Here is a 19,397-nt window from a genome sequence, read left to right on the forward strand (position 1 = left end):
CCTGTTGGCGTTTGATTTACATTTCCGTCTTTTCTGTCGATTATTCAAATTTTAAACAACGTTTTGCCGGATAGTGAAAATTAGTTTACATTTTCAGAAAAAATGTCGCTTGTGCGCAATCTATTTTCGCCGCTATAATCTGATTTATGCATTGTCGATTATCCGACACTTTGTAAAAAAAGTCTAGACCCGTGATGAGAGGATGAAGAGAAATTGAGCAGTACCCCTAAGACGGAATTGGGATCCGCGAAAAAAGGTCCGATCATGTTCATCATGATTCTCGGCGCCTTCCTGGCCACCCTGAACCAAACCATAATGAGCGTAGCCACTCCCGAATTGATGAAAGATTTCAGCATTACGGCCGCGACGGCCCAGTGGCTGACGACCGGCTACCTGCTGGTTAACGGCGTGCTGATCCCGATCACCGCCTATCTGATGCAGAAATTTTCGACGCGCCAGCTGTTCCAGGCCGCCATGACGATCTTCCTGGCCGGTACGGTCGTATCGGCGATGGCGAGCGGATTTCCGGTTCTGCTGACCGGACGCTTGATTCAGGCAGCCGGCGCGGGCATCATCATGCCGCTGCTGATGAACGTGATTCTGGCCCTGTTCCCGCCGGAAAAACGCGGTTCCGCCATGGGGCTCGTCGGGCTGGCGATCATCGTGGCGCCGGCGATCGGACCGACGCTGGCCGGTTACACGCTGGAACACTACTCGTGGGAAACGATGTTCTATGTCATGATCCCGCTGGCCGTACTGGTCATCGTGCTCGGTTTCGTTTACCTGCGCAACGTCGGCGAACGCGTGAACGTCAAGTTCGATGCGCTGAGCGTGCTCTTGTCCACGATCGGATTCGGCGCGCTGCTGTACGGCTTCAGCCGCGCGGGCAGCTTGGGCTGGTCCAGCAGCGAAGTATTGATCATGATCGCGATCGGCCTGGTGGGCCTGGTCGTCTTCTCTTTGAGACAGCTCAAAATGAAGGCGCCGCTGCTCGACCTTCGCGCCTTCAAATTCAACATGTTCTCCCTGACGATCGTGATCAGCGTCGCGGTCACGATGATCATGTACGCGGATATGATGCTGCTGCCGCTGTATCTACAAAACGCCCGCGGCTATACCGCGATCGAATCCGGCCTGCTGCTGCTGCCGGGCGCATTGATCATGGGTCTGCTCATGCCGGTGACCGGACGTCTGTTCGACAAATTCGGAGCCAAATGGCTGACGATCATCGGCATGGTGATCGTGATCGGCACGACGCTGGGCTTTATCAACTTGACCGATTCCACCAGCTACACGTATCTGGTATTCATGTCGACCGCCCGCCGGATCGGCATGGCGTTCATGATGATGCCGCTTCAGACGGCCGGCTTGAATCAGCTGCCGCCTCGCCTGAACGCCCACGGCACGGCGATCAGCAACACGACCCGCCAGGTGGCCGGCGCGATCGGCACCTCGCTGCTCATTACGATCATGTCCGACCGGGCCAAGACGCACGCGGCCGACCTGATGCAAAACGGCACGAACCCGGCGCAGATCGCGACCCAAGCGCAGATTGCGGGCATCAACGACGCGTACTTGGTTATCGTCGGGATCGGCATCGTCGGCCTGCTGCTGTCGCTTTTCATCCGCAACGTCAAACGCGGTTCGGACGAAACGATTATCGTGCACGCGGAAAAGGGCAAGACGGCCGAGGTTTAAGCGGCAGCTTGCTATAGAGTTTTTAGGCTAGGTTCAGCCCGCTCTCCAATGAGCGGGTTTTTTCATGTCGTTGTCTGCTCCCTCTTCATGCCCTACGCTGAGCCGGCCGACCTCCGGGCCGCCTTCCGTGCTAACGGAACGACATGACGCTTAGAAGCGGAATCGAGGCATTCCGAATTTTTAACGGAACGAGGCGGCGCTTAACGACAAAAAAACCGCTTTTTCCAGCGCTTTAAGCCGAATCGAGATGCCTAAGGGTCGCTGCGTTCCGTTAAAATCCCGAAGCAGCCAAAAAATCCTCTCTAACGGACATGCGTTCCGTTAGAGAGACTGTCGGATCGGCGCAGCAGCAAAAAGAGAGCGTCCGCTTAAACAGGCGCTCCCCCCTTTCGCATATCGGTCCGGCCGATGCGCTGCTCAATCTCCGTCATTATCATCGTTTTCCATCTGTTGATGCTCCGCATCGTCCATGTCCATGCCGTCGTGATCGTCGTCGCCCGAACCGCAGCCTACGACCATCGACAGCAGGCCGATGCCGAGCAGAACGCCCCATGCTTTTTTCATTTTGATTCCTCCTTCCCTGCCTTCGCTTCGTTTCGCTACTATAGAATAACCCGCGTACAGCGATTCTGAATGCTGCGGGCGCGCCAAAAGGAGCGGCATCGTCGATGCCGCTCCGCTGCGCAGCCGAAACTGCTTCAAAAGTCGGCTTCCGCCCGCTTCTTTTTGATCTTCGGCCGGGTCAGCTCGAAGCTGTGCCGGACCAGGTCGAAAATATCTTCGTTATCCAAGGCGCCGTCCAGAATCACCGTGTTCCAATGTTCTTTGTTCATGTGATAGCCCGGCTTAATCTCCTCGTGCAGGTCGCGCAGCATGGCGGCTCTAATCGGATCGCATTTGAGATTGGCGCATGCATGGCCGTCGCGAACGTAAATAAAAGCAAACGACTTCTTGTTGGCGCCGTGCCGCATGACCGTCCAGCTCTCGTCGAACGGATAATCCTCGTACGCTCCCGGATACGTCAGGCAGTGCTCGATCAGCTGCTGTTTGTCCATGTCCGTTCCTCCCTTTCCGCTTGAACAATCTCCGTCCCCAGTATAGCAAACAAGCGTTCCGTCATAAACCGGCTTCGGTTCGGCCGCAGCACAAAAAGCGCGCGTCCGACAGGAGTCGGCGCACGCCCTTCATGTGCTGCGGTCAGGCCCGCGGATATTTGTTCCGGTCTTCTTCCGTGATCTCGCGAATGACCCGGCACGGATTGCCCGCCGCGATCACGCCCGGCGGAATGTCGCGGTTCACGACGCTGCCCGCGCCGATCACGCTGCCGGCTCCGATCGTGACTCCCGGAAGCACGGATACGCCGCCGCCGATCCAGACGTTGTCTTCGACCGTGATCGGGTAGGCGAATTCCAGGCCCTGATTGCGCTGCTCGGCGTCGAGCGGATGACCGGCCGTATAAAAGCCGCAGTTCGGCGCGATAAACACGTTGTCCCCGAATTTCACTCGGGCTTCGTCCAAGATGATCAAGTTATGATTGGCGTAAAAATTCCGGCCCAATTCGATGTTGTATCCCAGGTCGCAGTAAAAAGGCTGTTCGATCAGGAACGGTCCTTCCGCCTTCGCCACGATCTTGCGGATCATCTCTTCCCGCTCGCTCAGCTTCAGCGGATTGAGTTGATTGTGCTCGAAGCACAGCGATTTGCAGTACGTACGCTCCCGCACGATCTGGGGATCGTTGTTGCTGTCGTACAGCAGCCCCGCGGCCGCTTTTTCTTTTTCCGTCATGGTTCGCTGCTCGGTCATCGACTTTCCTCCTCAGTCTTCAAATAAATCCGTAACCGCGCCTTTCGAAGCGGAAGAAACGAGGCGGGCATACTTGGCGAGCACGCCCGAAGACACTTTGAGCGGAGGCTGTACCCAGGCTTGCGCACGGGCTGCCAGTTCCTCTTCGCTTACCTCCATCGTCACTTCCCGGCTTTCGCTGTCGAAAGTCACCAGATCGCCCGTTTGCAGCAGCGCGATCGGTCCTCCCACCTGGGCTTCCGGCGAAACGTGTCCCACGACGAAACCGTGCGAGCCGCCGGAAAAGCGTCCGTCCGTCATCAGCGCAACTTCGCCGCCCAGTCCTCTGCCGACGATCATCGCGGTCACCGACAGCATTTCCGGCATGCCCGGTCCGCCCTTCGGTCCGCAGTAGCGGATGACCAGCACGTCGCCTTTTTGGATTTCGTCCCTTTCGATGGCCGCGGTGGCCTCGTCCTCGCTGTCGTACACTTTGGCCGGGCCCGTGAAGCGCATCTTTTTCATGCCGGACATTTTGGCTACCGCGCCGTCGGGCGCCAAATTGCCTTTCAGCACAACCAGCGGCCCGTTGGGCTTAAGAGGCTTGTCGAACGGACGGATAACGTCCTGACCTTCCTGCAGGGAAGGCATGTCGGCCAGATTTTCCGCCAGCGTCCGTCCGGTGACGGTCATGCAATCGCCGTGCAGCAGTCCCTGCTCCAGCAGCATTTTCATCACGCCCGGCACGCCGCCGATATCGTTCAAGTCCTGCATGACATGCGCGCCGCTCGGCTTCAGGTCGGCCAGATGCGGCACCTTCAGGCGGATGCGTTCGAAATCGTCCAGCGTCAGATCGACGTCGACCGAATGGGCCATCGCCAGCAGATGCAGGAAAGCGTTCGTCGAACCGCCGAGCGCCATGACGACCGTAATCGCGTTCTCGAACGCCTCTTTGGTCATGATGTCGCGCGGATAAATGCCTTTTTCCAGCAGGTTGAGAACCGCCGCGCCGGCTCTTTCGCACTCTTCCGCTTTGCCCGGCGAAATCGCCGGCGTCGACGACGAACCCGGCAGGCTCATGCCCATCGCTTCGGCGGAAGCGGCCATCGTATTGGCCGTGTACATGCCTCCGCACGCGCCGGGACCCGGACAAGCGCTGCACTCGACTTTGTGCAGTTCTTCGTCGCTCATCCGACCGTCCTGATACTGGCCGACCGCCTCGAACGCGGATACGATATCGATTTTTTTGCCGTCCAAAATCCCCGGTTGGATCGTACCCCCGTAGACGTACACGGACGGAACGTTCAAGCGCCCCATCGCCATCAGGCAGGCGGGCGTGTTCTTGTCGCAGCCGCCGACCGCCACCAAGGCGTCGAAGCGTTCCGCTCCGGTGACGATCTCGATGGAATCGGCGATCGCTTCGCGGCTCGGCAGCGAGAACAGCATGCCTTCGTGCCCCATCGAAATACCGTCCGATACGGTGATCGTATTGAATACGAGCGGCGCGCCGCCGCTGTCTTTCACGCCTTTTTTCGCGCGGAACGCCAGGTCGTTGATGTGCATGTTGCAGGGCGTCACCTCGCTCCACGTGCTGGCCACGCCGATCATCGGCTTTTTGAAATCTTCGTCGGTGAACCCCACCGCCCGAAGCATCGCCCGGTTCGGTACCCGGTTGGCTCCCTCGCTGATCACCTTGCTGCGAATTCTCAAGTCTTTCCGGTTTCCGTTGGTCTGGTCCATTTCCGATTGCTCCCATCATGTTGGAGTGTTAAAGCAGATGTTCCAGCTCGCGCATCGGGCGTATCAGATTGCTCTTCATCGCTTCGCGCGCACGTTCGGCGTTTCGATCTTGGAAGGCTTCGATAATTTGCAGATGTTCGTCGACCGAGGCCTGCGTCGACTCGATCGGCTGCTTCAAAAATACGTATTTGAAGCGCCGGATATGCACTTGGAGCGAATCGCTGAAGCTTGCCGTATACGGGTTGTCCGACAGCTCGACGATCAAATTGTGAAACTGCTCGTCCGCCTCCATCGCCCGGTAAGGTTGGCCGCTTCCGACCGCCCGCTCGAATTCGGCGTTCAAATCTTTCAAGCGTTCGATCTGTTCCGCGCTGACGATCGGAGCCGCCACTTCCGCCGCCAGCGCATGCAGCGCCGCCAGGGTCGAATACAGCTTGAAAATATCTTCTTTCCCGATCATCGTCACCCTCGTCTCGCGTCCCGGGTAAGCGGCCACAAGCCCTCTCACCTCCAGCAGTTGAAAAGCTTCGCGGATCGGCGTCCGGCTGACTCCGAGCGATTCGCTCAGTTCCGCTTCGAGCAGCTTTTCGCCCGGCTGCAGCGTCCCGTCGATAATCCAGCGCTGAATTTGATCGAATGCCCTCTCTTTGGCCGAAATTCTTGCAGGTTTCACGAAATTTTGGGGAATCGGCAACGGCTGACCTCCTTCTTGGCCCACATGCAAATTGTTTACATGCAATATATCGCATACGTATGCCGAAAGCAATGGGGAGCGGTCGATTGTTTTCCCGATCTTTTCGCGTGTTAACGAAAAGCCCTCAACGGGTATGTAACCTTGAGCATAACCGCAGACCCATAAAGAGGAGGCATTCTATGAGCAGGCTGCATGACTTATTTGCCGATGTGCTCGGCGAAGTCGAAGCAACTCTGGATGAAACGGAAAACATGAGTCATCCGCTCGTCGTTCTGTTCCGTACGTCGCTGCAGGATGAGAAGGAAGCGCTGAACCGGCTGCTCCCGGTATTGAAACAGGACAATCCGGACCTGGCCGATTTCAAAAAAGACTGTTCGATCGTTTATTTGAACGACGAAATCGTCGAATCGACGTTCCGGGCCTGGATGCGCGCGGTCGACTGGATGGACCACCAGGATTCGGAGGAAGCGGCCAAGCTGGAGAACCGTTTCCCGGGAATCAAAGAAACGCTGAAAAAAGCGGCGGTCGAAATCGAAGAAACGTACGGCGAGGAATCGAGCAAATACGTCGTACCCGCGCTGTACCGGCCGCAAAAAGGAGGCGTACGATGAGCTGGCAAAACGAACGCATCGACATGAACGTCTACAGCCAGGGCGAAGTCGACCGCTGGGTCTACAGCACCTGCAACCTCTGCTCGATCGGATGCGGCTGCGAGATTGCCGTCAAGGACGAAAAAATCGTCGGCATCCGCGGCAACGGCAAGCATCCGATCAACCGCGGACGGCTCGGCCCGAAAGGCGAAAACCAGTGGCAGGCGAACAACAGCCCCGACCGCCTTCTCTCCCCTCTGATCCGCAACGAGCTCGGCGAACTGGTCCCGGCTTCCTGGGACGAAGCGATGAATCTGATCGTGTCCAAAATGAAAGAAGCGCTGAACGACAAAGGCCCGAACAGCATCTCCGTTTATTCGACCGGGCAGGCCTTCCTTGAAGACTATTATACGATCGCTAAGATCGGCAGAGCCGGACTCGGCACGCATCTGCTCGACGCCAATACCCGGCTCTGCACCGCCACGACCGAATTCTGCCTGCTGCAGTCGTTCGGAGCGGACGGCACGCCGGCTTCCTATGACGACGTCGACGAGACCGAGACGCTCATGCTGTTCGGACATAACGTCGCGGAAACGGGCACGGTGCTGCACGAGCGCATCATGGACCGCAAAGCGCGTACGGGCAAACCTTACATCATCGCCGTCGACCCGCGCAAAACGCTGACCGTGCGCGGCGCCGATCTGCATCTGCAGCTGCGCCCGGGCACCAACGTGCCGCTGCTGAACGGCCTTTTGAACATGATTTTGCAAAACGGCGCCGCGGACGAGGATTTCATCCGTCAGCATACGATCGGCTTCGAAGAAATGTCCGGCGCTCTGGAGGAATGGACGGCGGAACGCACTTCGGAAGTCACCGGCATCCCTGACGAGACGTTGAAGGAGGCCGCGCGCATCTTGTCTGAGACCCCTTCGCTCGTTTCGACGACGCTGCAGGGCGCTTTCCAGAGCGCGGACGCGACGACCGCCTGCGTAGCGATCAACAACATCCACCTCGTGCGCGGATTGATCGGCAAGCCCGGTTCCGGACCGCTGCATATGGCGGGCCAGCCGAGCTCCTCGGCCAACCGGACGGCAGGCGGCGTCGGCACCTATCCCGCGCACCGCAACCCGATGAATCCGCAGCATCTCGAAGAAATGGCGAAGCTGTGGAACGTCGACGTCTCAATGCTGCCCGCCGGTCCCGAGAAAGGCATCGAGGAGCAGCTGGAAATGATCGAGCAGGATCAAATCGACGTGTTCTGGAATATCGGCACCAATCCGCTCGTTTCCCTTCCGAACCGCAAGCGGGCCGAATCGGCTCTCAAAAAAGTATTTTTCATCATGCAGGACCATTTCCTGACGGAGACGTCCAAAGTCGCCGACGTGGTCCTCCCCGCCGCCATGTGGGGAGAAAAAACGGGCACGATGGAAAATGCCGACCGGACGATCAATCTGCTGCGCAAAGCGGTCGAGCCGCCGGAGGGCGTGCGCACGGACCTGGACATTCTGCTCGACTTCGCCAAGCGGATGGACTTCCGGGACAAGGACGGGAATCCGCTGATTCGCTACTCTGCGCCCGAGGAAGCGTTCGAAGAATGGAAAGAAGTGTCGCGCGGCCGTCCGTGCGACATGACCGGCATCACCTACGACAAGCTGGAAGCCCATAACGGCCTTCGCTGGCCGGTTACGGCCGAGCGGCCGGAAGGCACGGTCCGCCTCTACGAGGATCTGAAGTTCCATACCTCCGCGGACTACGCCCAGAGCTATTCGAAAGACCAATTCACGGGCCGCGCCCTGACGCACGACGAATACGCGGACAAAAAAGCCGACGGACGCGCGATTCTGCACGCGACCCGCTACAACCCGCCGTCCGAGCAGCCCGGCGGCGACTTCCCGATGTGGCTGACGACCGGCCGGCTCGTCTGGCACTGGCATACGCGCACCAAGACGGGGCGCTCGCCCTATCTGCAGGCCGCCGCTCCGCACGGCTACGCGGAGCTGCACGAAGACGACGCCCGCGAACACGGGATCGTCGAAGGCGAAGTTATCCGCATCACGTCGCCGCGCGGCTGGATCGAAGTGCCGGCGAAGATCGGCGACGCCGTGCAGCGCGGACTGATCTTCGTGCCGTTCCACTTCGGCAGCTGGGAGAGCAACCAGGCCGCCAACGACCTGACGGCGGACTTCGTCGATCCGCTGTCCAAGCAGCCGACGTTCAAGCAGTCGGCCTGCCGGATCGAGAAGCTGCGCCGCCAGCATCTCGTCGCCAGCGGCGAAACGCTCGGCTATATCGCCGAGCAGTACAGCATGAGCGTGGACGACCTGTTGAAAGTCAACCGTATGGAGACCCCTTACGGCATCCAGATCGGGCAGCAGCTCGAAGTGCCGATCTCGGTCATGAACGCGCCGATCCAACCGTATACGCCGCAGCGAACGGATTTCAAAAAGACGCCGATCGAGGAGAAAGACGAACAATAAGCCCTAAGATCGACCGTTCTCAAGGAGGCGGCGGGGGAGGAACAAGCCTTCGCGCCGCCCGAATGACGCCGCACAAAAAGCCCGCGACCTTTCTCGAAAGGTCGCGGGCTTTTGGCTTTGGATCCAGCTTTGGATTTGGCTTTTGCTTCGGATTTGGCTTTTGCTTCGGATTTGGCTTTTGCTTCGGTTTTGTCGTCACTGCTGCTCGTTTTCCGCCTCGCATAGCCGCCTGCCGTTAAATTCGGCCCAGCTTCTCCGGCCCGATCACCACATAAATCCGGTCGATCAATGCCGAATCCGGCTCCGTATACGGCATGATCGCCATCCGGGCTTCTCCGCCCTCACGGTACACCAGCTGCGGTTCGCCGTTCACGGATTCGACGGAGGCGGCCCAGCTTCGCGCTTCCTTGAAAATCCGGCGGGAAGTCAGCAGCGCGCATACGCCTTTTCTGCCTTCCATCGGCCGAACGATCGTGCGAATGCGCGCTCCCCCGCCGTCGGCGGTCAGCACCGGACGGTCGCCGAGCAGATTCAGCACGCCGTCGATATCGTACGCGGCGAATGCCCGTTCGAAGCGGCGCAGCAGCTCCGTCCGCTCCTTCGCCGTTTCTTCCTCCGCTTGAATCGGCGCAAGCCGCGTCTCCCCTTCCGCAGGCTTAAGCTTGCGTTTCGCGCGGCTTAAGTTCTGCCTTAAGGCGCTCTCCGACCTGCCGACCATGCCGGCGATCTCATCGTATCCGAAGCCGAACGCTTCCCGCAAAACGAAAACCGCGCGTTCGGCGGGAGTCAACCGTTCCAGCATGACCATGTAAGCGAACGAAAGCGCGTCGCCGCGTACCGCCGACTCTTCGGGGCCGAGGGCCGCCTCTCCGACCGGCTCCGGCAGCCAATCCCCGACATACCGTTCGCGCCGGCCGCGCGCGGAGTTCAGCAGATTGAGGCTGCGATTGACGGCGGAGCGGGCGATGTCAGACTTGGGATGATCCGGCATCGCCGGCATTCTGCGCGACAGCTCGGCGAACACGTCCTGCACGATATCTTCCGCGTCCGCCGCCGATCCCAGCATCCGGTAAGCGATCGCGAACGCATATTTGCGATAACGGCGGTAAAGCCTGCCGATGTCGTCGGAATCTTCCGTGCCCGGTATATCCGGTGCCCGCGTTTCTTCCCGGCCTGTCTCCGTTCGCATAGGCAGTCCTCCTTTTTTTACTCCAGCTTAACGCCGGGATACATCCCTGTCGAGATCGAGATCCGGTTCCAGGCATTGATCGTGTTGACGACCATAACCAGATCGACATACTCCGCTTCGCCGAAGTATTGGCGCGCCCCTTCGTATACAGGGTCCGGCACGCCGCGCTCGCCGATGTCGACCAGACACTCCGCAAGCTCCAGCGCCGCGCGTTCGCGTTTCGTGAACACCGGCGAATCGCGCCAGACGGCGAGCAGCAGCAGCTGTTCCTCGTAATCGCCGAGAGCGCGCAGGTCCGCCGCATGGGCGGCGACGCAGTAGGCGCAGCCGTTGAGCTGCGAGACGCGCGTCTTGAGCAGTTCGACCAAGGACTTGTCCAGGCCGCTTCCGCCGATAAACTTCTCCAGCGCCAGCATAGTGCGGAACGCTTCGGGATTCGCCTTGCGATGATTCAAACGAAGATGAGGCTGAGCATGTACGGCATTCATTTTAATTCCTCCTCAGGAGCAGATGGGCGCGTCGAGCGCCGCTGTCCATGAGACAAACCGCCCCGTCGTTTTGTGACAGCCCCTGTCCCGATTCGCAGCCTTTTTTTGCGGATGCGCAAAAAAGACGCCGGGAAGTTCCTTTAGGAATCTTCCCGGCGTCAGGCCGCGTCCGCGCATTTAACCTTCCGCTTCCCGCGCTTCTTAACGCTTTTTAGAGATTTTTAGAGATTTTCAATAAATAATTAGCGGATCATCCGCTCCAGCTGCTCCAGCGCGATCTCGAACGTCGGCGCGAATTTCTCCGACCGCGCATAGTTCAGCACGCTGCTCAGGAACTGGCGGCCGTCCGGCGACTCTCCGGCCGCGTCCGCGTCGACGGCGCAGACAAGCAGGCTGCCGCCGCCCGTCCTGCATTCGAACAGCAGGCCCAGCTTGTGGTTGCGCTCGAAGTTGTCGATCGTCTGCACGATCGGCTCCCATTCGGACGGCGTGCCGTCGAGAATGATCGAACGCGAATTCATGACGACGTTCCACCAGGCGTACGTCGAATGCGTTTCGCTCGGGAATTCGCTCAGCGCCGGATGCTCGGGGCGGATCAGCAGGCCGTGCGTGCCGACCGGAATTTTGCGGTCCATGCTTTCCGAGATCGAACGGAACATCGGGAAGCACCAGAAGTCCGCCGCGTAAGTGCCTTCGATCGAATTTTCCAGCGCGGAGACGTTCGGCATCAGCAGCACTTTGCCCCCTTGTGCCAGCAGCGCTTTCGCTTCGTCCGTCAGGCTCTCGAACACCTGCACGCCGCCGAAGTCGGCGGCCGCGTTCGCCGGATAGATCCACAGATCGTAATTCTTGTACACGTCCGTGCCGTTCAAACGAAGCGTCAGTTCGACTTTTTGCATCGCGTCGACGTTCGGCAGCGCCAGCTCGATGCCGCCCAGTTCGAACAGATCGCCGTTCGCCGTCACTTCGGCCGCAATGACGCCTTCGCCCATTTTTTCGCTGCCGGAACGCAGCGACCAGCTTACTTCCAGCGCGCCCGGCGCTTCCTGCCGGAACCAGCTTAGCTCGACGGCCGCCCGGAACGTATCCCCGCCGACGAGGTTATACGACGGGAATCTCGCCAGCAGCACCGCATTGTCGCAGAACGAACGCCAGTCTTCCTCCGTAATCAAGCCTTTGGAATCCATGAACGCGTCGAGCGCGCCGACAAGAGCCGTACCCTGCCCGCTGAAGTCCTGCAGATCGAGGAGTTGAAAGCCCGCCAATTTGCGCGAACGCAGCGCCGCTTCCAGTTCTTCTTTATAGTTCTCCATCGCCAGCTTGCCCGAATTTTCGAAGTAGGCCCGCGCCAGATGGCCGAGTCCTTTTTCCTCCAGACGCTGCTTGAAAATCTTGAAATTCTCCGCTTTCAGCGAACCGGTGTATTTGTCGATCTCGCGGAAATCCGGGTATGTCGCGTATTGTCCGATCTCGTGCGACAGAACCGGAAGCGGCGATACCCAATCTCCCCCGCCGTCTCCTTCCACCGTTTTCATCTCCGTGCCGTACTGGATCTGGATCTGCTTCGTGCCGCCTTCTTCCCCGTCTCCCGCTTGAACCTGCGAAGGGTAGATCGCTTCGTCGTAATCGGTCAGCGTGCTCGGCGGATCGACCTGGATATGGCCCTGCGGCGCGTCGCACATCGCGTACGAGCCGCGGAACCGGCGTTCGCGCGTAAAGCGCACGCCGCAGAAGAAGTCGTCGTGCTCCAGCAGTTCCGGCACCCATTGGTGATTGTTCGAACCCTGCGTGTACAGCGGACGATCGTCGAACTCTTTGTATCCTTTCAGGATGGAGTCGATCTTCTCCCGGCTGCCCCACAGCTCGTTGCCGAGCGAGAACATGACGAACGACGGATGATTGCCGAAAGCCTTCAGAATCTCATAACCTTCCGAGATCAGATAATCCTGCTCCGCCTGATCATGGTTCTCGTCGCCCGGTACCGTCACGGTGCCCCAGAACGGCAGCTCCGGCTCCATGTAGATCCCCAGCATGTCCGCCGCGGCGAACGCCGCTTCCGGCGGGCAGGCGGTATGGAAACGGTAATGGTTCATGCCGTACGATTTGGAGATGTTCAGCACTCTCACCCATTCGTCGACGCTTGTCGGCGCATAGCCGGTCAGCGGGAAAATGAGTCCGTCGTGCTTGCCGCGCAGGAACGTCCGCTGCCCGTTGATCTCGAACTTGTCGCCGGCCGGCCGGAACTCGCGCAGACCGAATACGCTCTCGGTCGTATCGACCGCTTCGCCGTCCGCGTCCAGCAGTTCCAGCTTCAACCGGTACAGTTCCGGCGACCATTCGCTCCACGGACGGGCTTCTTCGCCGAGCGGATACGTCACGTCGACGTTCGATCCGTTCAGCGCGAACTCGGCCGGCTCCGGCGCATGGAATCCTTCGCCGTTGAAGCTCTCCGCGGAGACGCGCAGTTTCGCGGCCGCGGCGCCTTCCACGCCGGCGGTAATCCGGACGCTTTTCTCCCCGACGTTCGGATACGTGCGCAGCTCTTCAAGGCGGGACTCTCCGTACACCCGCAGCTCGACGGCTCCCGTGATGCCGTTCCAGTTGGTCTGCGTATCCGGCGACGTCATATGCCCGCCCTTCGTCGGATAGCCGACGTTATCGACGCGAATCGTCAGCTCTGCCGTGCCCGGACGCAGCCTGCCCGTCAGGTCGTAGACATGCGGCGCGTTCAGGCTGTCGCGGCTGCCGATCTCTTCGCCGTTCAGCCAGACCGTCGTCATCCGCGTACGTTCCAGATGCAGGAATACGGCGCGCTCCGCAAGTTCGTTCGTCACCTCGATCTCTCTGGCGAACCAGGCGGAACCTTCGAACTTGTATTCGTCCGTCAGCGAGCCGGTCAGCTTCTCTTCGCTGCGCTTGCCTTTGCGTGCGTGCGACGTGGTACCCGGCAGTTCCATCGTATCCTCGAACGCGCTCGGACGCCCTTTTTGCTCCTCGTCCAGACTCAGCTTCCAGACTCCGGACAGATCTATTTTGTTCAACATGGTCATCACTCCCGATTATTGAATGCGTTTTCGTTAATATCCGGAAACGGAGCGCGCCTGAATTTCTTCGCCGGTCCGTTCCGGTCTCCCTGTAATACTATAACGCTTTCGGAAGCGCTGTACAATTCCATATTCTTATATGAAAAAATCCCCGATTCTTATGGAATCGAGGATCTTCCGGCCGCTTTCCTTCCGTTTCTGCCTATATCGATCAGAGAATCAGCAGCCATAAATAAAGTCCGAACAGCGTGATGAACAGCGTCGGAATCGTCAGCACGACCCCGATCTTGAAATACGTGCCCCACGTGACGCGAATGCCTTTGTTGTTCAGCACGTGCAGCCACAGCAGCGTCGCCAGCGAGCCGATCGGCGTCAGCTTCGGTCCGAGATCCGCGCCGATGACGTTCGCGTAGACCAGCGCTTCGTGGATTCTGCCGCCGACGTCCGCCGTATCGATCGCCAGCGCCCCGATCAGCACCGTCGGCAGGTTGTTCATGACCGACGACAGCACGGCGCTCAGGAAGCCCATTCCCATCGTCGCCGCGAACAAGCCGTGCTGCGAGAAGCTCCGGATGCCTTCCGCCAGCAGGTCGGTCAGTCCCGCGTTGCGCAGGCCGTAGACTACCACGTACATGCCGACGGAGAAAAAGACGATCGACCACGGCGATTCCTTGATCACCGCCGCAACCGAGATCGCGGGACTGCGCCGGGCCATGATCAGAAACAGAATCGCGATGACCCCTGCGGTCAGCGACAGCGGAATTCCCGCCAGCTCGCCCGCGAAATATCCGATCAGCAGCAGCACGACGACGACCCACGAGACGCGAAACAGCTTGGGATCATGGATCGCCGTGGACGGCGCTTTGATCCCGGCGGCGTCGAAGGTTCGGGGAATGCTTTTGCGGAAAAAGAAATACAGCACGCCCAGGCTCGCCGCCAGCGCGAACAGATTCGGCACGAGCATGACCGCCGCGTACCGCATGAAGCCGATGCCGAAATAATCCGCCGACACGATATTGACCAAATTGCTGATCAGGAGCGGCAGCGAGGTCGTGTCGGCGATGAAGCCGCCCGCGATGATGAACGGAAACACCTGCTTCTCGTCCAGCTTCAGCGCCCGCACCATCGCCAGCACGATCGGGGTCAGGATCAGCGCGGCTCCGTCGTTGGCGAACAGCGCCGCGACGACCGCTCCGAGCAGAATCAGATAAACGAACATCCGGATTCCGCTGCCTCTCGCCGCGCCCGCGACGTGCAGCGCCGCCCATTCGAACAATCCGACCCGGTCGAGCACGAGCGAGATCAGGATGATCGCCACGAAGGCCAGCGTCGCGTTCCAGACGACGTCGGTCACGTCGCGAACGTCCTGCAGGCCGACGACGCCCGTCAGCAGCGCGAGCGCCGCGCCCCCGCAGGCGGACCAGCCGATCGGCAGGCCGTAAGGACGGCGAATGACCAGAAACAGCGTCAGAACAAAAATAAATACAGCCCACAGCGCAGCGTACACACGTCAACCTCCAGTAATAAAGACGGCCTGCAAGGCCGCCTTCTCGCATCGAAATAAACTCTTATAGATTAGCCGCTTCGCCGAAACGAAGCAAGCAAAAAGAGGGCAAGCCGTTGGCCGTTGTTTACGCGGTTCCCCCCCGTTGTTATTGGACCGTTCGCGCCGGATTCAATCAGCCGCTTCAGCGTTCGGGCGACTTCTTCGATATCGGACCGACAGAACGCCGGCAGCCCTGCCGCGGCGAAGCAGCCGACGAACACCGGCTCTTCGCGGAAGCCCGGCATGTCCGCTTCGCGCATGCGCGCCGTATGCAGTTTCCGCGGCAGCAGCGCGATGCCGTGCCCGCTCTCGACGAGGCCGGCCAGGCTGTCCAGCGTATCCGCTTCGATCAACCGGCGCCGCGAACCCTCTGCCGCGAGCCAGTTCAGCGTCTGCCGCCGGTACGGGCAGAGGGGATCGCGGGCCGCCAGCACCGGAAGGCCTGGCGGAAGCGCCGCGTTCCCGTTTTCCGCTCTGCCGACAGCCGCCGCGGCCGCCCAACCGATCGGCTCGGCAGCCTCGAATATTTTTACCCGCCGCCCCGTTCCTTCCGGTTCCCGGTTGACCAGAATCAGATCCAGTTCGCCGCCGTCCAGCATGACCGACAGCTGTTCCAACGGCCGGGTGAACACCTCCGCTCCGCTGTCCGGATCGCGCAGGAAAGGCTGCAGGTAAGCGGCCGTCAGCGTCTGCGAAGCGCCGATCCGCAGCGGACGCCGTCCCGAGGAAGACAGGTCGGCCTTCGCCTGTTCGAACAATTCATCGATGCGGCGGGCGTAATCCAGCAGACGCTTTCCTTCGGGCCTCAAGCTCACGCCGCGCGGCGAACGATCCAGCAGCCGAACGCCGAATTCTTCTTCCAGCGCCCGGATGCGCGAAGTGACGTTCGATTGGACGTAGCCGAGCTCCGCCGCCGCTTTCGACATCGAGCCGTGCTTCGCCACGCTGCGGAAGATGCGAAGATCGTTCAATTCCATTGTGTTCCCCTCACTTTCGATGATGCCCTTCTCATTTCCGATCGTTACCCGCCGCCGCCGTTTCTCTTGTAAGCTGAGAACGGAAGAAATCGACAGCGGAAAGGAAGATCCATCATGATTGCCATGCAGTACATCATTTCGCTTCCCGACGATTATAACATGCGGATCATTCGAACGAGAGCGGAGCAGAACGGATACAAGACCGACGGCTTCCGCGGCTTGGCGTTCAAAGCGTATCTGATTTCGGAAAAAGGAAAATTCGGAAACGAAGCCAACCGCTACGCGCCTTTCTATCTATGGAACGAGCATGAAGGGATGAATCGATTTCTGTTCGGCGGTCCTTACGACGCCATTCTGGACTCGTTCGGCTGGCAGCAGGTAAACATCGGCGTGCCGCTGTCCGTGCGGACCGGCGAAGATTTCCCGCGCGCGCGCTGGACCGTCGAGGTGTCGGGCAGCATTCCGCGCGAACGGTCGCTCGCCGGGTTCGGAGCACGGTTGTCGGCGCAGCTGCCGGATGCCGGAAACGCGGCGGGCGAAGCGCTGGTGTACAACCCGGATAAATGGGGGTTCCGCCGATTCGCTTTTTACGAGACGCTGCCGGAGGGTTGGGGAGATAAGGCTGAGCGGGATCGGCGGTTAGACGGGAATGGGTATGGGGTTACGGTGTACGAGGTGCTGCATTTGTCGCGGTAATCTAAAAAGCCCGATCCGACAGACGAACTTTCCGTCTCCCGGATCGGGCTTGCTGAGTGACCGAAGATTGCCTTGACGCTTCTCAAGCCGTCCGCGAACGCTTCAGCGCCCGGTTCACCTGCTCCGAACTGAGCAGCATGAACACGACGAGCAGCAGCGTGACGATCGGGAACAGCCCGATGCCGGCCCATGACGCGAGCACGCCGAACAGCGGCGGCAGGAAAGTCGTCCCGGTATAGGCTACGGCCATCTGGTAGCCGATCAGCTTCGCCGAGTTGGCCCGGCCGAAGCGGAGCGGCGTCTCGTGGATCAGTCCCGGGTAGACCGGCGCGAAGCCCAGGCCGATCAGGACGAAACCGACCAGCACGGTAACGTCGGGCAGCGGAAGCATCAGCAGAAGCGCTCCAGCGGCCGAGATGAACTGGCCGGCCAGAATCAGGACGCGATTGCTGACTTTCAGCGTGATAAAGCCGGTAATCAGGCGTCCGATCGTGATGCCGCCGTAATAGAGCGAGATCCACCAGGCCGCCGTTTCCGCCACGACTCCGCGCGCTCCTACGAGATAGCTGGCGCCCCACAGCCCGACCGTCGTTTCGACGCCGCAGTAGAACAGGAACGCCAGCATCGACATTTTGACGCCGGGAATGCGCAGCGGCTGCTTGGCCGGCTTCTCCTCGGCGGATTCCCCGGCCGGCGCGGCAAGCGTCTCCGCCGCCGGCCCCGCAGGATCGGCAGCGCTCTGCAGTGAGCGGGAAGCCGTTCGCAGCGCCGCGACCTTTTTCCACATCGGCAGAGTCGCCAGCAGGATGATGACCAGACTGAACTGCACGACCGCCACGGCCGTGTATCCGGCTCTCCAGGAATCATGCTCCTTGATGAAATAAGACATCAGCAGCGGTCCGCCGGTCGCGCCGACGCCCCAGAAGCAGTGCAGCCAGCTCATATGATGCGCTTCGTAGTGGGTCGCGACGTAATGGTTCAACGCCGCGTCGACCGCTCCCGCGCCGAGACCGAGCGGAATCGCGAGCAGCGCGAGCCACAGGACCGACGGCGCGAACGAGAAGCCCAGCAGCGCCGCGGCAGTCATCAGACAGCTGACCATCGTGATCATCCCCGTGCCGAGCTTCGCGATCAGGCGTCCGCTGGCCAGACTCGAGACGATGGTGCCGCCCGCGACGATCATCGCCAGCATGCCCGCCGCTTCCAGCGGCGCGCCGAGATCCGGACGCATGACCGGCCAAGCCGATCCCAGCAGCGAATCGGGCAGGCCGAGACTGATAAAAGCCAAATAAATCACGATCAGAAACCAAGTTGCCATCCTATTCTTCCCCTCTTTTGCCGATTGATATGAGGCTGGGTTCCAACGCCTGCAAAGCCCATTCCCGAATGCCCGAAGCGAAATGCTCCGCGAACCGATCGCACCATTCGATGTCCGGTTCGGACGGCAGCGGATGCCGACGCACGTATCGCCGCCAATCCTCGCTCCACGAGCCCCCGTCTTTTCGATCCCCGTACAGCACGATCCGATGCGGCGCCAGCAAGGCGGAAGCGGTATGAACGATCTTGCAGACGGCTTCGCTCCACAAAGCGCCTTCAGGCGAACGCTCCCAATCGATGCCCAGCGGCAAATATTTGATTTCCCCCGCCATGCCCCGTTTGCCCGCGATCAATTCGCCGTTTATCGAGATCGCCATGCCGGGCGGGTACTTGTCCGGAAGATACAACCCGAGCACCGTGCCCGTGTCGTCTTCTTCCGCGCGGGCTTCACGGTCCGCGCCGGCTGCCGCCAAATACCCGCGCAGCGCCGCGTTGACGTCGTTCTCCAGCAGTACCGGCAGCCCGAAGCGTTCGCCGATCAGTTCCGCCGGATTCTGCCCCCGGAGCCGTTCATGGCTGCTGACTTCGATCCGCCCTCCGACCGCCTGCCCCGGAATGCCCAAGCCGACGACCCGAATGCGCGGAAAAGCCAGCAGCAGGCTCTCGATCCAATCGAGGAACGCTTCCCGATCCAGCGATTCGAACGGACGCGTCTCCTGCGTCAGCGCCCTGCCGCTCAGATCGACGACCGCGGCGAATACGGTATCGGCGCTCCGGCGTTCGTGCAGATGCATGACCAACGCCAAACGATGTCCGTAATCGAATCGGTACACGCTGGCCGGGCGTCCTCCCGTCGGCGTAACGTCCGCTTCTTCGGTCAATTCGCCGCGCTCTTCCAGCTCGCGTACTAACGCCGCCACCGTGACCACGCTCAATCCCGTATCGGCGGCAAGCCGCGTCTTGGTCGCCGATCCTGTTTTTCGCAGCGCCCGGCGGACCGCGTTCAGATTGAGTTCTTTCATCAGCGTCGTATCGGCGCGTTTCATTTTCGTCCTCCTTCCCACTTTCTAAATATCCTTTAAAAAGCATTCCCGTACAGTTTGCCCGTTCCGACCGTTTTTGTCAACGGGAAAACGGAAGAACGCCGAAAAGCCTCGAT

The 19,397-nt window shown here is 60.2% G+C and carries 16 protein-coding genes; 4 read left to right on the forward strand and 12 right to left on the reverse strand.

The genetic code is table 11. The features are described from left to right. Nucleotides 1-264 precede the first annotated feature (264 nt). Nucleotides 265-1,698: a DHA2 family efflux MFS transporter permease subunit gene (locus GYN08_RS05215; RefSeq protein WP_166273136.1), complete on the forward strand. Its 1,434-nt coding sequence runs from the start codon at nucleotides 265-267 to the stop codon at nucleotides 1,696-1,698. Between the two features lie 417 nt (nucleotides 1,699-2,115). On the opposite strand, the gene GYN08_RS05220 is transcribed toward GYN08_RS05215, so the two are convergent. The 5 genes from GYN08_RS05220 to GYN08_RS05240 form a co-directional block, all read right to left on the reverse strand. Then, nucleotides 2,116-2,262 (reverse strand): hypothetical protein, encoded by a 147-nt coding sequence (locus GYN08_RS05220; RefSeq protein WP_166272952.1) that lies wholly within the window; start codon nucleotides 2,260-2,262, stop codon nucleotides 2,116-2,118. Nucleotides 2,263-2,396: 134 nt separating this feature from the next. Next, nucleotides 2,397-2,753 carry an MmcQ/YjbR family DNA-binding protein gene (locus tag GYN08_RS05225; protein ID WP_166272953.1) on the reverse strand — a complete coding sequence of 119 codons (357 nt, stop codon included), beginning with the start codon at nucleotides 2,751-2,753 and terminating at the stop codon, nucleotides 2,397-2,399. A gap of 142 nt (nucleotides 2,754-2,895) precedes the next feature. After that, nucleotides 2,896-3,483: a sugar O-acetyltransferase gene (locus GYN08_RS05230; protein WP_166273137.1), complete on the reverse strand. Its 588-nt coding sequence runs from the start codon at nucleotides 3,481-3,483 to the stop codon at nucleotides 2,896-2,898. A 30-nt stretch (nucleotides 3,484-3,513) separates the two neighbouring features. Then, complete coding sequence (gene ilvD, locus GYN08_RS05235; protein ID WP_166272954.1) at nucleotides 3,514-5,220, reverse strand: dihydroxy-acid dehydratase; 1,707 nt, start codon at nucleotides 5,218-5,220, stop codon at nucleotides 3,514-3,516. A 28-nt stretch (nucleotides 5,221-5,248) separates the two neighbouring features. After that, nucleotides 5,249-5,914, reverse strand: coding sequence for a GntR family transcriptional regulator (locus GYN08_RS05240; RefSeq protein ID WP_166272955.1), 666 nt, complete (start codon nucleotides 5,912-5,914; stop codon nucleotides 5,249-5,251). Between the two features lie 179 nt (nucleotides 5,915-6,093). Here GYN08_RS05240 and GYN08_RS05245 point away from each other — a divergent pair, with 179 nt between their 5' ends. Together GYN08_RS05245 and GYN08_RS05250 are read left to right on the forward strand one after the other, a co-directional pair. Next, nucleotides 6,094-6,525, forward strand: a complete 432-nt coding sequence (locus GYN08_RS05245; protein WP_166272956.1) for a hypothetical protein — start codon at nucleotides 6,094-6,096, stop codon at nucleotides 6,523-6,525. Continuing rightward, nucleotides 6,522-8,981 (forward strand): molybdopterin-dependent oxidoreductase, encoded by a 2,460-nt coding sequence (locus GYN08_RS05250; protein ID WP_166272957.1) that lies wholly within the window; start codon nucleotides 6,522-6,524, stop codon nucleotides 8,979-8,981. Before GYN08_RS05245 ends, GYN08_RS05250 begins: the two co-directional genes overlap by 4 nt. Nucleotides 8,982-9,216: 235 nt before the next feature. Here GYN08_RS05250 and GYN08_RS05255 read toward each other — a convergent pair whose 3' ends face one another. The 5 genes from GYN08_RS05255 to GYN08_RS05275 form a co-directional block, all read right to left on the reverse strand. Next, a complete protein-coding gene (locus GYN08_RS05255; protein WP_166272958.1) occupies nucleotides 9,217-10,170 on the reverse strand; it encodes a sigma-70 family RNA polymerase sigma factor in 954 nt (317 codons plus the stop codon). A 17-nt stretch (nucleotides 10,171-10,187) separates the two neighbouring features. Then, nucleotides 10,188-10,658, reverse strand: coding sequence for a carboxymuconolactone decarboxylase family protein (locus GYN08_RS05260; RefSeq protein ID WP_166272959.1), 471 nt, complete (start codon nucleotides 10,656-10,658; stop codon nucleotides 10,188-10,190). 242 nt (nucleotides 10,659-10,900) lie between these two features. After that, nucleotides 10,901-13,702, reverse strand: a complete 2,802-nt coding sequence (locus GYN08_RS05265) for a sugar-binding domain-containing protein (RefSeq protein WP_166272960.1) — start codon at nucleotides 13,700-13,702, stop codon at nucleotides 10,901-10,903. Nucleotides 13,703-13,913: 211 nt separating this feature from the next. Next, complete coding sequence (locus GYN08_RS05270) at nucleotides 13,914-15,209, reverse strand: arsenic transporter (protein WP_166272961.1); 1,296 nt, start codon at nucleotides 15,207-15,209, stop codon at nucleotides 13,914-13,916. A gap of 68 nt (nucleotides 15,210-15,277) precedes the next feature. Continuing rightward, the gene (locus GYN08_RS05275) at nucleotides 15,278-16,225 is read right to left on the reverse strand and encodes a LysR family transcriptional regulator (protein WP_166272962.1); all 948 of its coding nucleotides are present in this window, start codon (nucleotides 16,223-16,225) and stop codon (nucleotides 15,278-15,280) included. Between the two features lie 114 nt (nucleotides 16,226-16,339). On the opposite strand from GYN08_RS05275, the gene GYN08_RS05280 reads away from it, so the two are divergent. After that, nucleotides 16,340-16,921 carry a DUF4865 family protein gene (locus tag GYN08_RS05280; RefSeq protein WP_166272963.1) on the forward strand — a complete coding sequence of 194 codons (582 nt, stop codon included), beginning with the start codon at nucleotides 16,340-16,342 and terminating at the stop codon, nucleotides 16,919-16,921. An 82-nt stretch (nucleotides 16,922-17,003) separates the two neighbouring features. Here GYN08_RS05280 and GYN08_RS05285 read toward each other — a convergent pair whose 3' ends face one another. Beyond that, nucleotides 17,004-18,239 carry an MFS transporter gene (locus tag GYN08_RS05285; protein ID WP_166272964.1) on the reverse strand — a complete coding sequence of 412 codons (1,236 nt, stop codon included), beginning with the start codon at nucleotides 18,237-18,239 and terminating at the stop codon, nucleotides 17,004-17,006. 1 nt (nucleotide 18,240) lies between these two features. Then, on the reverse strand, nucleotides 18,241-19,284 hold the full coding sequence (locus tag GYN08_RS05290) for an ROK family protein (RefSeq protein WP_166272965.1): 1,044 nt from the start codon (nucleotides 19,282-19,284) through the stop codon (nucleotides 18,241-18,243). Between the last annotated feature and the right edge of the window lie 113 nt (nucleotides 19,285-19,397).

The organism is Saccharibacillus alkalitolerans (genome assembly GCF_011090185.1).
GTDB lineage: Bacteria > Bacillota > Bacilli > Paenibacillales > Paenibacillaceae > Saccharibacillus > Saccharibacillus alkalitolerans.